The 15,590-nt window shown below is 40.0% G+C and carries 20 protein-coding genes; all 20 read left to right on the forward strand.

Features of this window, described 5'->3' with window-relative positions; genetic code table 11:
• Positions 1 to 90 precede the first annotated feature (90 nt).
• The 20 genes from FM019_RS20595 (at position 91) to FM019_RS20695 (ending at position 15,390) form a co-directional block, all read left to right on the forward strand.
• Entirely contained in the window at positions 91 to 291 is a 201-nt protein-coding gene (locus tag FM019_RS20595; RefSeq protein WP_143837987.1) for an addiction module protein, read from the forward strand.
• A 1,393-nt stretch (positions 292 to 1,684) separates the two neighbouring features.
• Positions 1,685 to 2,014, forward strand: a complete 330-nt coding sequence (locus FM019_RS20605) for a hypothetical protein (RefSeq protein ID WP_143837989.1) — start codon at positions 1,685 to 1,687, stop codon at positions 2,012 to 2,014.
• Positions 2,015 to 2,169: 155 nt separating this feature from the next.
• Complete coding sequence (locus FM019_RS20610; protein ID WP_143838007.1) at positions 2,170 to 2,433, forward strand: CPCC family cysteine-rich protein; 264 nt, start codon at positions 2,170 to 2,172, stop codon at positions 2,431 to 2,433.
• A 111-nt stretch (positions 2,434 to 2,544) separates the two neighbouring features.
• Entirely contained in the window at positions 2,545 to 2,805 is a 261-nt protein-coding gene (locus FM019_RS20615; RefSeq protein ID WP_143837990.1) for a hypothetical protein, read from the forward strand.
• A 109-nt stretch (positions 2,806 to 2,914) separates the two neighbouring features.
• The gene (locus FM019_RS20620) at positions 2,915 to 3,457 is read left to right on the forward strand and encodes a hypothetical protein (protein WP_143837991.1); all 543 of its coding nucleotides are present in this window, start codon (positions 2,915 to 2,917) and stop codon (positions 3,455 to 3,457) included.
• A 111-nt stretch (positions 3,458 to 3,568) separates the two neighbouring features.
• The gene (locus FM019_RS20625) at positions 3,569 to 3,901 is read left to right on the forward strand and encodes a hypothetical protein (RefSeq protein ID WP_143837992.1); all 333 of its coding nucleotides are present in this window, start codon (positions 3,569 to 3,571) and stop codon (positions 3,899 to 3,901) included.
• Between the two features lie 111 nt (positions 3,902 to 4,012).
• Positions 4,013 to 4,339: a hypothetical protein gene (locus tag FM019_RS20630; protein WP_143837993.1), complete on the forward strand. Its 327-nt coding sequence runs from the start codon at positions 4,013 to 4,015 to the stop codon at positions 4,337 to 4,339.
• 105 nt (positions 4,340 to 4,444) lie between these two features.
• Entirely contained in the window at positions 4,445 to 4,702 is a 258-nt protein-coding gene (locus tag FM019_RS20635; RefSeq protein ID WP_143837994.1) for a hypothetical protein, read from the forward strand.
• 1,884 nt (positions 4,703 to 6,586) lie between these two features.
• Positions 6,587 to 6,931, forward strand: a complete 345-nt coding sequence (locus FM019_RS20640; protein WP_143837995.1) for a DUF5992 family protein — start codon at positions 6,587 to 6,589, stop codon at positions 6,929 to 6,931.
• Positions 6,932 to 7,952: 1,021 nt separating this feature from the next.
• Positions 7,953 to 8,447: a metal-dependent hydrolase gene (locus tag FM019_RS20645; protein ID WP_143837996.1), complete on the forward strand. Its 495-nt coding sequence runs from the start codon at positions 7,953 to 7,955 to the stop codon at positions 8,445 to 8,447.
• 116 nt (positions 8,448 to 8,563) lie between these two features.
• Complete coding sequence (locus FM019_RS20650) at positions 8,564 to 8,821, forward strand: hypothetical protein (protein WP_143837997.1); 258 nt, start codon at positions 8,564 to 8,566, stop codon at positions 8,819 to 8,821.
• A gap of 127 nt (positions 8,822 to 8,948) precedes the next feature.
• Entirely contained in the window at positions 8,949 to 9,176 is a 228-nt protein-coding gene (locus tag FM019_RS20655; protein ID WP_143837998.1) for a hypothetical protein, read from the forward strand.
• A 193-nt stretch (positions 9,177 to 9,369) separates the two neighbouring features.
• Complete coding sequence (locus FM019_RS20660; protein WP_143837999.1) at positions 9,370 to 9,612, forward strand: hypothetical protein; 243 nt, start codon at positions 9,370 to 9,372, stop codon at positions 9,610 to 9,612.
• Positions 9,613 to 9,720: 108 nt separating this feature from the next.
• The gene (locus FM019_RS20665; protein ID WP_143838000.1) at positions 9,721 to 10,074 is read left to right on the forward strand and encodes a hypothetical protein; all 354 of its coding nucleotides are present in this window, start codon (positions 9,721 to 9,723) and stop codon (positions 10,072 to 10,074) included.
• A 575-nt stretch (positions 10,075 to 10,649) separates the two neighbouring features.
• Positions 10,650 to 10,856: a hypothetical protein gene (locus tag FM019_RS20670; RefSeq protein WP_143838001.1), complete on the forward strand. Its 207-nt coding sequence runs from the start codon at positions 10,650 to 10,652 to the stop codon at positions 10,854 to 10,856.
• 1,474 nt (positions 10,857 to 12,330) lie between these two features.
• Entirely contained in the window at positions 12,331 to 12,708 is a 378-nt protein-coding gene (locus FM019_RS20675) for a hypothetical protein (protein WP_143838002.1), read from the forward strand.
• A gap of 563 nt (positions 12,709 to 13,271) precedes the next feature.
• The gene (locus tag FM019_RS20680) at positions 13,272 to 13,532 is read left to right on the forward strand and encodes a hypothetical protein (RefSeq protein WP_143838003.1); all 261 of its coding nucleotides are present in this window, start codon (positions 13,272 to 13,274) and stop codon (positions 13,530 to 13,532) included.
• A 645-nt stretch (positions 13,533 to 14,177) separates the two neighbouring features.
• Entirely contained in the window at positions 14,178 to 14,432 is a 255-nt protein-coding gene (locus tag FM019_RS20685) for a hypothetical protein (protein ID WP_143838004.1), read from the forward strand.
• Between the two features lie 116 nt (positions 14,433 to 14,548).
• A complete protein-coding gene (locus tag FM019_RS20690; protein ID WP_143838005.1) occupies positions 14,549 to 14,947 on the forward strand; it encodes a hypothetical protein in 399 nt (132 codons plus the stop codon).
• A gap of 131 nt (positions 14,948 to 15,078) precedes the next feature.
• Positions 15,079 to 15,390 carry a hypothetical protein gene (locus tag FM019_RS20695; protein ID WP_143838006.1) on the forward strand — a complete coding sequence of 104 codons (312 nt, stop codon included), beginning with the start codon at positions 15,079 to 15,081 and terminating at the stop codon, positions 15,388 to 15,390.
• The last annotated feature ends 200 nt before the right edge of the window (positions 15,391 to 15,590 follow it).

Genomic DNA, 15,590 nt, shown 5'->3' on the forward strand with positions numbered 1-15,590 from the left:
TAGGGGCGTTAGGCGCACTTAAAACACCGATGTTACATTCAGACTAAATGTTATTATACTAACCATGTTTAAGGCCCTTAGGTTACTACCATGAAATTAGATGAATTGAGTGCAAGTGAAAAGTTAATTTTGGCCCAACAATTATGGGATTCCGTTGCAAATGATCAAAATGCTATAGAACTCACAGCCGCACAAAAAACTGAATTAGATAATAGACTTTCTAGTTTTGAATCAGATATTAATGTTGGCTTGGATTGGGATACAGTAAAATCCCGAATACTAAACTCTTAATGGCTTTTGAGATAAAGATACGCCCAGAGGCTGAGGATGATCTGAAGGAAGCTTATTCTTATTTCGAGCAATGCAGAGCTGGGCTTGGTGCTGATCTCATTCTTTGTGTTGAAGATTCCCTATCAAAAATAGCTAGAAACCCCGAGCAATACCCCATTGTCTACAAAGCTTTTCATCGAACATTGGTTAGGCGCTTCCCATAAGGAATATTTTATGAAGTGCGCGAAGACGCCGTTATTGTATTTGCAATTATGCACTGTGCAAGAGAGCCCAAAAAATGGAGAGGGCGCGCCTAACAAACCATTCAACCGGACCCAAACTCGCTGGCTTAGCTCATTCTTCGCAAAGTTTAGCCAGCAAGCCTGGGCCGTTTAATAGGGGCGTTAGGTGTAAAGGGTTATGCGATGAACTTAGATGAATTGAGTTTTCTAGTTATCAAATTTGGTCTTATTCTAGTTGGCTTTTTCGCTATCAAAAAGGCGATCAAATATCGTAGAGATAACCCGGAAATAAAACACCCAATAAACACGTTCAATACATATTCTGTGTTGGGAGTACTAATTATTTTAAGTCAACTATATGAGCTTTACAGGTTCTATTAAAATTACACCTAACAAACCATTCAACCGGACCCAAACTCGCTGGCTTAGCTCATTCTTCGCAAAGTATAGCCAGCAAGCTTGGGCCGTTTAATAGGGGCGTTAGGTGTATTCTGAGATGAACCATGAGCAAGTATTGTTTTACAGTTTGTTGTTTGGTGGAGCATGGATGGTGTTTCTGCCAAAGCATTTTGTTTTTATATTGCTCAAATTCCAAAGTGTGTTTTCTGGGTTAGCTTTTGGGAATTCTAATTTAAATAAAGAGAAGCCAATATTTAGTGAGTATCAATTTCGGTTATTGGGTTTAGTAAATTGGGTTGTATTAATAGTTTGGTAATTCAAATGCCGCTAAATCCACCTAACAAACCAATCAACCGGACAAATACTCGCTGGCTGGGTTCGCTTCGCTCTCAGTTTAGCCAGCAAGTATTTGCCGTTTATTAGGGGCGTTAGCTTTCAAAAGGAAGATTGTGATTAGTCGAATAATTATCGTAATGATTTTTTTGTCTATATCTGGATGCAAATCAACTTCGTTGGCTCCCAAACCAGAAGGTTGGGTTGAGTTAGCATTTGATATTGATAAAAGTGGTAATCCGATCAATATTTCGGTCGTTGATTCNAGTAAATTGGGTTGTATTAATAGTTTGGTAATTCAAATGCCGCTAAATCCACCTAACAAACCAATCAACCGGACAAATACTCGCTGGCTGGGTTCGCTTCGCTCTCAGTTTAGCCAGCAAGTATTTGCCGTTTATTAGGGGCGTTATATGCCAATCAATTCAAGGAGTTTTAATATGAAAAAGATAGTACTACTCATAGCACTCGTATTTAGTTTACCAGCTTTTTCCCAAGGAGTTAGCGGTGGGGGTGTCATTGTGCATTTGGGAAGTATTAACGAAATTTTACTTTTTAGGGTTTCTGGCAATACGGAATCAAACAGACCAGCCTGTGCAATCACAAAAAGGTTTGCTGTACACAAAGATAGCGTACATGCCCCCTTAATCATGATGGCTTTTGCTAACGGCAAAAAACTAGGCAGTTTGAGAGGTTTTGGTACATGTTCACAACACTCAAATGCTGAAGATCTTAGGTGGTTTGAAATTTGCCCTGTTACAGGTTGCTAGGCATATAACAAACCAATCAACCGGACAAATACTCGCTGGCTATGCTCGTACCTCGCTAATTTTAGCCAGCAAGTATTTGCCGTTTATTAGGGGCGTTAGATGCTTCTTTGGATTTAAACATCGTGAGATTAAATGAGTTCCCAGTCAGTAACGATATGAATCAGTGTCCATGTTGTGACTATTTTTCGTTAGCGCGCAGAGGGCGGAGTCTAGTTTGCCCAGTGTGCTTTTGGGAAGATGATTGTGAAGACTATAAATTGCCAAATATTGATGCTGTTTCTGACGTTAATAATGACCTAACATTGAAAAAAGCACGTGCAAATTTCAAAGGTTTTGGAGCTTGTTCAAAAAACTTTGTTGAAGTAGTAATTTCCAAAAAAGAAAGGGATACCTTGAAGTATGAACGACGCAGCATCTAACAATCCATTCAACCGGACCCATACTCGCTGGCTATCACTTCGTGATTTTAGCCAACAAGTCTGGGCCGTTTAATAGGGGCGTTATGTTTATTGAGGTTTTAAGGAATAGTTTTGTCCTTTAAATTCAGAAACTTTCAAAAGCGAATCCAATTCAATTACAAGCCTAATTTAGAAGGGCTACTAATTGAGGCTTTTGTTGGGATTGTATTCTCTGTAATGGCTTACTATTGCTACAAGGAAGAGATGATTATTATTGCTGTGCCATTCGCCTTGTTGTCGCTTGGTGGTATTGTTTTAGTTTTGTATTCGTTGTTTACCTTTGCTTTAGATTTTCTCTCAAAAAGAGCAACATCGGATGTATCAAATAAATAAACATAACAAACCAATCAACCGGACAAATACTCGCTGGCTTTGCTCGTGCCTCGCTAATTTTAGCCAGCAAGTATTTGCCGTTTATTAGGGGCGTTAGAGGTCATTAAAAATGAAGGAAATTGAAGGTCTCGAGCACGCGCTAGAAGTTCTTCGTCCAAGGTGGGACGAATTCAATGCGCACTTCGAATCTGAGAACCAAAAATTTATTGAATTGCTTAACCAAGATCATGATGTTCTTGGTAGAGTTCTCAAGGCGCACCTAATTTTAGAGCATTACTTAACGATTTATCTTCAACAAACATTTAAATTAGATGATTTAGCTTCTGCTCGTTTATCTTTTTCACAGAAAGTAACTTTACTTCCTACAAACGGAACTGCTGCCTCCTCCGTCAAGTTGGGATTAAAGAGACTAAATAGAATAAGAAATGAATTTGCTCACAGGTTAAATCAAGATTTAGAACAGTTTGACGTAAACTCTCTGAATGAGGTAATTCAAATATTCAGGCCTGATACTAGATTCGATTCCAATCTAGCAAGAATCGAAGCTTTTGTTACTATAGCCGTGACATTTCTAATTGTCCCACCAGCTAGTTTGCAACAAACTTTCGCAGATGCATTTGTTAATGTTAGAGCATACGATCATGACCTCTAACAAACCAATCAACCGGACAAATACTCGCTGGCTTGGGCTCGTTCCTCGCAAGTTTAGCCAGCAAGCATTTGCCGTTTATTAGGGGCGTTATGTGCATTCGAGGGAGTTTTATTGAATCAATATATTGAGCTTTCCAATATTGCTAATTCGATCGTTTACGAAAAAGCAACTTCAGTAGCTAAGGCTAATGCCGCTGTTGAAAAAATGTATTCCATTGTGCGTGAAGCAGATAGCAAAGAGCTATCAGAATTGTACAATCTATTGGACCACCCATCTGCCGGAACTTGGTTAGCTCATCAGTTAGTTGAATTGCATGCTCTACCCAAAAATATCGAAGTAAGGTGTTTTAAAATAGTGGAGAAGTTGGCGAAAAGTAACTCTGTTGAGGCATTAGGTGAACAAATGTGGTTAAAAGAATGGAGCAATAAACGTGAATGCACATAACAATCCAATCAACCGGACACAAACTCGCTGGCTAAGGCTCGTACCTCGTAATTGTAGCCAACAAGTTTGTGCCGTTTATTAGGGGCGTTAGCTGCCAAAAAGGAAAGGTCAATGGATGAATTAACAATTGGACTTGTAGTAATGATTATAGCTGGTTCCCTGCCTTGCATCTTGGTTGGCTATTTGATTGCAGTGAAGCAAAAGCGAGGTCTAATTGCTGGCTGGGACGAGTCGAAAGTATCTAATCCAGAAGCGTACGCTAAATTGTTGGGGTATAGTGTTTTACTGTTGGGTGTTCTTATCGCCCTGGTCTCATTTATTTGGTATTTCGGGCTAATAGACGAAATGGGAGTGGCGGTTGCGCTGCTATTAGTATCGCTAGTTCCTGTTCCATTTGTCTTCGTAGCAAATAAAAAGTACAAATCGCATGTCAGCTAACAAACCATTCAACCGGACCCATACTCGCTGGCTTAGCTCATTCTTCGCAAAGTATAGCCAGCAAGTCTGGGCCGTTTAATAGGGGCGTTATATGGAAGAGATGACATGATTAATCAGACGGAAAACTCTCTCGAATGGTCAACTCTGTTATTTGAATTAAGTGATGTTGTCGAACACACGCAGGAGTTGATTGATGAAATGAATGCAAATGGAAACATTGGTGAGATTGAATACGGAATTCAGATCGCGCACATCTATGCTCATCTCAATAGAGCATGGAATACCCGAAATTTGTCGGAATCAGTTACTGATTCGAATCGCGAAGCTTTGTCAGGCTTTCCAAAAGATATTGAACCACTATGAAGCTTCCATATAACAAACCAATCAACCGGACAAATACTCGCTGGCTTGGTTCGCTTCGCTCCCAGTATAGCCAACAAGTATTTGCCGTTTATTAGGGGCGTTATATGTAAGGGCTTTAGGGGATAAGCTTTTCTTAAAAATAGCTGTTCAAGCCAGGCTGTTTTCGTTGTTTTAGCCTCGGCGTTTTTTCTGTTTTCACCGCCAAACGTAACGTTCTGAATCGTCACATTTTTACAACAGTTAACTCCTCTAGCTATTTCCGCAATCCAGCATTGGCGGTTGAGTCAAAGCTGGGCAATTCGCTGTTTTACATTTTTAGTTTTATTGTCTTGTGGTTGTTTTGGTGGCGGTCACCTCTTCCTTTTTTGGCCTGTTCAGGTACATTAAAGGCAAGCAATTATTGGTTTGGGCAAGTGTTTACGTTGATCACCAAGTTACATATAACAAACCATTCAACCGGACCCAAACTCGCTGGCTTTGGCTCATTCTTCGCAAAGTATAGCCAGCAAGTCTGGGCCGTTTAATAGGGGCGTTATATGTAAGAGCTTCTTTGGTTAAGCTCTTTTTAAAAACGGTGGTATTGCTGCAATATTTTTGTTGTTTTAGTCTTGGCATTCTTTGCGTTTTTGCCTCAGAAGCTCATTTGATTTCAGTGCTTTTATCAGCAGTCAGCGCCAAAGGTAGTTTCCACTGGCCAGCTTAGGTAGTTAGTTTAAAAGTCAGCAATTCGCTTTTGGGAATTTCTGGTTATGTTGTTCAGTTGTTGTTTTGGCGCCTGTCATCTTTCCTTTTTTGGGTGCAGTCAGGTAAATTAGGTTTAAGCATTTATTGGGTTGTGCAAAAGTTATGTTTGATCACCAAGTTACATATAACAAACCAATCAACCGGACACAAACTCGCTGGCTAAGGCTCGTGCCTCGCAAGTATAGCCAACAAGTTTGTGCCGTTTATTAGGGGCGTTAGGTGTAAAAGCGTTTGTGGGTAAGGTTATATTAACACCAAGCTCCAGCGTTTGAATCAACTTCTCTTTTTTAAAGCAGCTTTCTTTCATTTTTTGTCTTTGTGGCTGGTTCAGTGATCAACTGTTCTAAACAGTCAGCATCACAAGTAATTTCAATTTCTTAACATTAATCGTTGTTTTGGTTTCGCCAGACAAGCGCCCTGCCCAATCCGTGCAATTAGCTTTTGCGTGGTCGTGGTAGTTTGTGCAAAGGTAATTTTAAAGGCCCACCGTTTTTCCCTTTTTTGGTGTTATCGGTTAAAGTAACTTCATCAATCATATCTGCACAGGGAGAGTGGCTTTGCATTCAGTGTTTACACCTAACAAACCATTCAACCTGACAACTACTCGCTGGCTAGGCTCGTGCCTCGCTAATTATAGCCAGCAAGCATTTGCAGGTTAATAGGGGTGTTAGGTGTAAAAGCATTTGTGGGTAAGGTTGTATTAAGGCCAAGCACCAGCGTTTAATTTTGTATTAATTCTTAATAGTCGCTTTCTTTCATTTTTAGTCTGTGTGGCTGGTTCGGTTATCGTCTTTTCTAAACAGTCAGCAGCACAAGTTTTATCAGCACCAACCTTCATTGGTTTTCATGTGTTTGGTGAAAACGCGCCTTTCTCATTTTGGTAATTCGCTTTTGTGTTGCCGAGGTTGTTTGTACAAAGGTAATTTTAAACGCCCACCAGTTTTTGTTTTTTGTGTATTTTCAGTTAAAGTAACTTCATCAATCATATCTGCACAGGGAGAGTGGCTTTGCATTCAGTGTTTACACCTAACAAACCATTCAACCTGACAACTACTCGCTGGCTTGGCTCGTTCCTCGCAAAGTATAGCCAGCAAGCATTTGCAGGTTAATAGGGGCGTTATGTGTTTTAAGGAGGGTTATATGAAAAAGGCGTTGTTTTTACTGCTGTTTAGTTTCAGTGAATATTCAGATGCAGCATGGCTAAATACGACAGGAACAGTTTCCGATGTCATAACATATGCTTCAACAGAGACAGTTTTGGTTGTTCTAAGCTCAAATGGAGCCCCTGTGGAAGAATGTTCCAATACGACCACCTTTGCTATTAGTAAAAGCATTTCTGAAGAAGCTAGAGCAAGAATGTTTTCCATATTGCTCGCGGCAAAAACTACAGGGTCATCAGTGACGTTATCATACAATGACGTTGGTGGCTGCGAACCTTGGGACGCCAATAGTAGTGCGTATAGAAAAATAACTCGATTGAGATAACACATAACAAACCATTCAACCGGACCCAAACTCGCTGGCTTAGCTCATTCTTCGCAAAGTATAGCCAGCAAGTCTGGGCCGTTTAATAGGGGCGTTAGGTGTAAAGATATTCTGGTGATACGTTCTGTTTAAAAACAGTGTTTGGTCGTTCAACAAAAGTTAACTTTTTAGTCCCAGCTTTCGTTCTGTTTTTAGCATTTTTTAAACTTGATACTGCAAGGTATTTTCAGCAGTCGGCGTCGCTAGTTTTCTTAACGCTAGTCATCTTCAGTTTTCAATAAATCAGTAGCAACGCGCTATTCTTTGTTTGCGTAATTCGCTTTTGTATTTTTCTGGTTTTCTTTGCAAAGGTCGTAACCAAGTCCCACCGTTTTTCACTTTCTTGGCTAAATCAGTTAAAGTAACTTCATCAATCATATCTGCACAGGGAGAGTGGCTTTGCATTCAGTGTTTACACCTAACAATCCATTCAACCTGACAAAAACTCGCTGGCTAAGGCTCGTTCCTCGCAAGTGTAGCCAGCAAGCATTTGCCGTTTATTAGGGGCGTTAGGTGTAAAAGCGTTTGTGGGTAAGGTTGTATTAATTCCAAGCGCCAACGTTTAAATTCACTTCTCTTTTTTAAAGCCGCATTCTTTCATTTTTTGTCTTTGTGGCTTGTTCGGTTATCGTCTTTTCTAAGCAGTCAGCAGCGCATGTTTTATCAGCGCCAACCTTCATTGATTTTCATAACGTTAGTAAAAACGCACCCTGCTCTATCCAAGCAATTCGCTTTTGTGCTGTCTTGGTTGTTTGTACAAAGGTAATTTTAAAGGCCCACCAGTTTTTGTTTTTTGTGTATTTTCAGTTAAAGTTACTTCATCAATCATATCTGCACAGGGAAAGTGGCTTTGCATTCAGTGTTTACACCTAACAAACCATTCAACCTGACAACTACTCGCTGGCTAGGCTCGTGCCTCGCTAATTATAGCCAGCAAGCATTTGCAGGTTAATAGGGGCGTTAGGTTTCTTAAGTAGAATTCATGCCATTTACTCCTTTTCACATGGGTCCAGGAATACTGATTAAGTCACTACTTCAAGGTGGTTTCAGTCTCATGGTGTTTGGCTGGTCTCAAATCGTAATGGATATACAGCCGCTTGTTGTTTTGCTGTCAGGTGAAGGTCACTTGCATGGTTTTTCTCATACTTATGTAGGGGCTTCTTTGCTGGCAGTTTTTTCTGGACTAACTGGAAAATATCTTTCTGAATTGGGGTTAAAAATACTAAAAATGGATTTTTCATTTCCAATAAATATTTCGTGGTCAGTAAGTTTTGTTAGCGCCTTTATAGGTTGTTTTAGCCATGTCTTGCTAGATAGCATAATGCACTCAGACGTTGAGCCCTTTTTTCCCTTTTCATTCCACAATGAGTTTCTGGGTCTAATCTCAGTTTCAACTCTTCATAAAGTGTGTTTGTATAGTGGTTTGTTGGGTGCAGCATTGTTTTATGGGGTGGGTTATTTTAAAAGCAAAACCTAACAAACCATTCAACCGGACCCATACTCGCTGGCTTAGCTCATACTTCGCAAAGTTTAGCCAGCAAGTCTGGGCCGTTTAATAGGGGCGTTATATTTACGGAAGCATTGGAGTGAAATTTGAGCCTTAAAGGGTATAAAATTATTGCGGGGATTGTTTCGATTGCAACATTGTTTGTGATGTTACTCGCTCCAATGTTTATATATGCTGCTCTTACCAATATATCTTGGGAAGACAACACCCCAATTCCTGACTGGCTAATTTGGTTTATAATATTAGGCGGTGCAATAGGTGCTGGGCTACTCGTACCTATACATAAATTTATCATTTGTAAAATTGGTGGTTTTCCCACTAGCGCTGCAACAATTAGTTGGTAACAACGTGTACTGTAAATATAACAAACCATTCAACCGGACCCAAACTCGCTGGCTTAGCTCATTCTTCGCAAAGTATAGCCAGCAAGTCTGGGCCGTTTAATAGGGGCGTTATGTTTATTGAGTGGTTATGGAAAAAGTTAACGTAGAATTATCGAAAGATGAAGCACTAGTACTGTTTGAGTTTCTTACCAGGCAATCGGAATCGGAAGATTTGAGAGCGGAGCACAATTCAGAAAAAATTGTACTTAGTAGTGTTGTAGCGCAATTGGAAAAGTCGCTTTCTGAACCTTTTAGCTCTAATTGGTCAGCAATATTAGACTTATCAAGAAAGAGAATTAATGAAACTTGGTCATAAACATAACAAACTGTTCAACCGGACCCAAACTCGCTGGCTGGGGTCGCGTTGCTCCCAGTTTAGCCAGCAAATTTGGGCCGTTTAACAAGGGCGTTAGGCATCTATGATGATTTTGCTTTTTTTGGTTTTCTTATCTGCATTTGTATTACTCGTAATCAACTACGGTAGGAGGCTAAATTTGGTTAGGAGTTATTTGAAAGAGCACCAGTCACATATTTATAAACAATATTCACTTGATGGTATCAGTTTAATGATTGGCCCCAACTCAGTAGATTGGGATTTTCAAAAATATATTCACAAACAAAAGTACAAAGATTTGAATGACCCCATTTTAGACGAAATGTGTAGCACAACCCGAAAGTTTGGGATCTATACCTATAGTTCAGCGCTGGGTATGCTATTGACTGTTATTACGAAGGCGGTATTAGATGCCTAACAAACCAATCAACCGGACAAATACTCGCTGGCTTTGACTCGTACCTCGCTAATTATAGCCAGCAAGTATTTGCCGTTTATTAGGGGCGTTAGGTTTCATGGAGGGAAAATGAAAAACAAGCTGATTTATTTCACCTTTTTCCTGTTGGTAGCGTACTCTATTTCAGGTTATTTTGTGCCAGGGTACTTTGGCTCAGATGTGTTACTTTTAAATCAAATTCGTCATAATTCTGATGCATATACATCTGAACTTAAAGTGGCATTAGAAGAGTCAGAGGAAGAAGTTACAAAAGATATTGTTGTCGCGATGATCGATAGAGCTAACTTGATTGAGCATCAAAGGTTAGACGATACTGAAGATCTTATAGGGTTAATAAAATCTCATTCATTGCTTTTACCAGGACTGTTACTTTTGCATTTCGGCGTTCTGTTAAGCGCTCTTCGAACACGCAATGAAACCTAACAATCCAATCAACCGGACACAAACTCGCTGGCTTTGGCTCGTGCCTCGCAATTTTAGCCAACAAGTTTGTGCCGTTTATTAGGGGCGTTAGGTGTAAAGGGATTTGTGGGTAAGGTTGTATTAACGCCAAGCACCAGCGTTTGAATTCACTTCTGTTTTTTAAAGCAGCTTTCTTTCACTTTTTGTTTGTGTGGCTGGTTCGATTATCGTCTTTTCTAAACGGTCAGCAGCACAAGTTTTATCAGCACCAACTAACCGTGGTATTAAATAAAACGGTGTCAACGCGCTCTGATCTGCCAACGTTGTTCGCTTTTGTATTGCCGTGGTTGTTTGTACAAAGGTAATTTTAAACGCCCACCGACTTTCCATTTTTTGGTGTTATCAGTTAAAGTTACTTCATCAATCTTATCTGCACAGGGAGAGTGGCTTTGAATTCAGAGTTTACACCTAACAAACCATTCAACCTGACAAAAACTCGCTGGCTTTGGCTCGTTCCTCGCAAATGTAGCCAACAAGTTTTTGCAGGTTAATAGGGGCGTTATATGGCTTCACTTCTGAAGGTAAGTTCGTAAATAATGGCTAGAACACCTAAATATCCTATCACTGTACTTTTTGAGGAAGACTTACGGATTGAAACTTTTAATTCCGAAATTGAATTAATCACCACTCTTGAATGGTTCAATAATGAGGAAGAAGAGATAAAGGTGATCGATGTGACCGGTGCTAGAGTTATCTTGAGAATAGAAGCTTTGGAATTGAAAAAGTTTGAGTACAAAAGCTAACCAGTAAAGTCTTTTGGTGGCTAAATTAACTAATATTGTTGAGGTAAAGTTTGAAATGAATGTTGTTTTAAGAACGCCATATAACAAACCAATCAACCGGACAAATACTCGCTGGCTTTGCTCGTACCTCGCTAATTTTAGCCAGCAAGCATTTGCCGTTTATTGGGGGCGTTAGGTGTAAAGATATTCTGGTGATATGTTCTGTTTTAAAACAGTTTTTGGTCGGTCGTCAGCAGTTAACTTTTTAGTCCCAGCTTTCTATCTGTTTTTAGCATTTCTTAAGCTTGAAATATCAAGATTTTCTCAGCAGTTGGCATTACCTGCTTTATCAGCACTAACCTTCATTGGTTTTCATATGTTCAGTAAAAACGCGCCCTGCTCTTTCTGTGGAATTCGCTTTTGTGTTTTGCTAGTTGTTTGGTTCTAGGTAGTTTCAAAGGCCCACCGCTTTTCCATTTTTTGGTGTTATCGGTTACAGTTACTTCATCAATCTTATCTGCACAGGGAAAGTGGTTTTGCATTCAGTGTTTACACCTAACAATCCAATCAACCGGACAAATACTCGCTGGCTAGGGTCGCTTCGCTCCCAGTATAGCCAACAAGTATTTGCCGTTTATTAGGGGCGTTATACGTCACAAGGGAAAAGGGATGAAATTACAGAAATGTCCACATTGCGGCGAGGCTTTAAAAGCTTCAAAACTGGTTTATTTGAGTGGTTTTAATTCTGAAGAGTGCGATTTATGTAAAGGCCGATTTAAACTAGACTCAGCCAAATCAATACCTTACGCGACTTTAATAGCATTACCTACACTTGCGTCAATTTGGATTACAGCACTGCCTAGTTACCTTCACTATATACTGATTTTGAGCTGGCTTTTACTTTCCTCATTTTACTATTTGAAACATGTACCTTTAATTAAAGATGACGTATAACAAACCAATCAACCGGACAAATACTCGCTGGCTTGGGCTCATTCTTCGCCAGTATAGCCAGCAAGCATTTGCCGTTTATTAGGGGCGTTAGGTGTAAAAGCGTTTGTGGGTAAGGTTGTATATACGCCAAGCTCCAACGTTTGAATTCACTTCTCTTTTTAAAGCAGCTTTCTTTCATTTTTAGTCTGTGTGGCTGGTTCGGTTATCGTCTTTTCTAAACAGTCAGCAGCACAAGTTTTATCAGCACCAACCTTTATTGGTTTTCATAACCTTAGTAAAAACGCACTCTGCTCTATTCTTGCAATCCGCTTCTTAGTTGTTGTGGTCATTTGCACAAAGGTAATTTTAAACGCCCACCAGTTTTTGTTTTTTGGGTATTTTCAGTTAAAGTAAGCTCATCAATCATATCTGCACAGGGAAAGTGGCTTTGCATTCAGTGTTTACACCTAACAAACCATTCAACCTGACAAAAACTCGCTGGCTAAGGCTCGTTCCTCGCAAGTGTAGCCAACAAGTTTTTGCAGGTTAATAGGGGCGTTAGGTGCCACTGAAAGCTATGGATACCAAATTTAAAAAACTGATAATAGCTTTCTTAATAATCCCTTCTGGATTGTTTTGGTTTGGCCTTAGTTTGCTTGGAACTCTGATGTTTTCAAATTTAATGTTTAGAGATGTACAGGGGTTTCTAATTTTTTTGTTGCCGACGGTTGGGATGTATTCTTTAGTTTGTGTATTCTTTGCAGTAATTCACTATCCTAAAGTCTCCAGATTTGACGTTATTTCAGTGACACTCGGCTTTTTAGCGAAGTTAATTGGTATTTATTTGGGGCTATTCGGAGACGTTTGGTTATTGGCCTCTGGTTGCTGTCTTTTGTTGGGTTCAACATTCCTAATTTGGGAATACGTAAGTGGCACCTAACAATCCATTCAACCGGACCCAAACTCGCTGGCTTGGCTCATTCTTCGCAAAGTATAGCCAGCAAGTCTGGGCCGTTTAATAGGGGCGTTAGGTGTAAAAGCGTTTGTGGGTAAGGTTGTATTTATTCCAAACACCAACGTTTAAATTCATGCCTATTTTTGAATTCCGCTTTCTTTCATTTTTAATCTGTGTGGCTGGTTCGGTTATCGTCTTTTCTAAACAGTCAGCATTGCAAGCAATTTCAATTTCTAAACACCAGCCGTTGTTTTGGTATCGCCAAATAAGCACCCCGCTCTATCCGTGCGATTCGCTTTTGTGTTGTCTTGGTTGTTTGTGCAAAGGAAGTATTCAAAGCCCACCGTTTTTCACTTTCTTGGCTTAATCAGTTAAAGTAACTGCATCAATCATATCTGCACAGGGAGAGTGGCTTTGCATTCAGTGTTTACACCTAACAATCCATTCAACCTGACAAAAACTCGCTGGCTTTGGCTCGTTCCTCGCAAGTGTAGCCAACGAGCTTTTGCAGGTTAATAGGGGCGTTATACGGCAATGAGGATATTTGAGTGCCAATATATTTGATCGCGTTTTTTATCATTCATTTCGCCCTTGCCCTTATTGTGATCAAGTTGCTTCTTGGAAATGAAAAGCTGGCAGCAAATGACGTTAGACGGTACATCCTAATAGCACTTCTAATTCCTATTGCTGGACCAGTTGTTGGATTTGCTTTCCATCATGGTATTGTAGCTGGCCCTCTTCGAGACAAAGGTGGGATTAGTGATGGCAGTAATACATCAAACTCAAGCTTTGGTGATGGCGGTGATTAAACTAATATTGCCGAATAACAATCTGTTCAACCGGACCCAAACTCGCTGGCTTGGCTCGTTCCTCGCAAATTATAGCCAGCAAATTTGGGCCGTTTAACAAGGGCGTTAGGTGTAAGAGCTTTTGTTGGTTCGCCCTTTTGGTTCTTGTCTTTAGTCGTTTAACTTTACACTGTTTTTGGTATCGGCTTTCTTTCAGTTTTTAGCATTTCCTAAACTTGCGGCAGCTAGGTTGTTTAAACAGTCGGCATCACTAGTTTTTTCATCGCTAACCAACATTTCCTTTCTCTAATTCTGTAACAACGCGCCCTGCTCAATTTTGCAATTCGCTTTTGTGTTGTCTTGGTTGTTTGTGCAAAGGCAGTATCCAACACCCACCATTTTTCACTTTCTTGGCTTAATCAGTTAAAGTAACTTCATCAATCATATCTGCACAGGGAAAGTGGCTTTGCATTCAGTGTTTACACCTAACAATCCATTCAACCTGACAAAAACTCGCTGGCTAAGGCTCGTTCCTCGCAATTGTAGCCAACAAGTTTTTGCAGGTTAATAGGGGCGTTAGGTGTCTAAAGGTGATATATGGATTTAATGATTGCTCTAGCTGTGATGGTTTTCGTAGTTGTTTATATCACGCTAAGGTCCGCTTACATGGCAAGCAGATCTGATTTGCTTAATCTAAAACAAAAAGTGGCTATAACAGTATTTTGTATAGTAATACCATTGCTTGGTCCACTAATTATTCATGCATTACTTCAAGATGAGCTAAGTAGCCGGGAAAACGAATCCAATAACTTATTTGACTATATGTTCTTGTGCAGCGCACTAACGCATTCGAGTAATGTTGGTCATCATCCATCTGATTCAGGAGAGTCTTTTGATGTTTCCAGCAGTGACGACACCTAACAATCCAATCAACCGGACACAAACTCGCTGGCTGGTGCTCGTGCCTCGCCATTATAGCCAACAAGTTTGTGCCGTTTATTAGGGGCGTTATATTGCTTTTAAAAATCAAGGAAAATATGAAATACCTGATCTTCTTATTGGCGCTAACTAGTGCTCCATCATATTCGCAAGATGAATCTTTCAGAAATGAAATTGTTGGTACATGGGTTGTCGGACGCTCAGATGAATATTTCAATAAAGAGTGGTTTACCACACAATACTTTGCTGATGGAACGGCACTGTACAAGCAATTTGAAACTCGTGAATGTATTTCTCCTGTTTTAATTATTAAAGGGGCATGGTCTATTAAGGGTGGCAAATTGATTAATACAGTTTTAAGTAGTTCTGGTGATTATGACGTGCCGGTTGGTATGGTTTTTGTGGATAACATTGTCGAACTTAATAGCGGTAAAATGGTTTTGTTTACGGACACAAATCGAACTGCTTATCGAGAAAAGCATGAAACTTGTATATAGGCAGCAATATAACAAACCATTCAACCGGACCCATACTCGCTGGCTTTGGCTCGTGCCTCGCAAGTATAGCCAGCAAGTTTGGGCCGTTTAATAGGGGCGTTATACGTAATAAATTGTGAGAAAGGAATGAAATGAAAAAGTATATTTTGATGATGTTGTTGTTTGTGTCTAGTTTTTGTAGTGCTTACACGCAAGTGTCAGGCACGATAGAGGAAATTTACGTAAATGAAACAGGAGCGGTTGCGATTAAGCTCGACGAAGGGTTTACCCAACAGGCAATCAATGAATGTGCAACGTTTAATGGCTATGCTGGAAACCGAACAGCTGATCCAGCATTGAAATCCTTGTTGTTAGCTGCTTATTCATCTAAATCTAGAGTTAAACTCGGCGTCAATGGATGTGATGGAAATTGGCTTAAAATAACTGATGTACGGGGTTACTAAATTACGTATAACAAACCATTCAACCGGACCCAAACTCGCTGGCTAAGGCTCGTTCCTCGCAAGTATAGCCAGCAAGCTTGGGCCGTTTAATAGGGGCGTTAGGTGTATTCTGAGATGAACCATGAGCAAGTATTGTTTTACAGTTTGTTGTTTGGTGGAGCATGGATGGTGTTTCTGCCAAAGCATTTTGTTTTTATATT

This window comes from Aliiglaciecola sp. M165, from assembly GCF_007197995.1.
In the GTDB taxonomy this organism is placed as follows: domain Bacteria; phylum Pseudomonadota; class Gammaproteobacteria; order Enterobacterales; family Alteromonadaceae; genus Aliiglaciecola.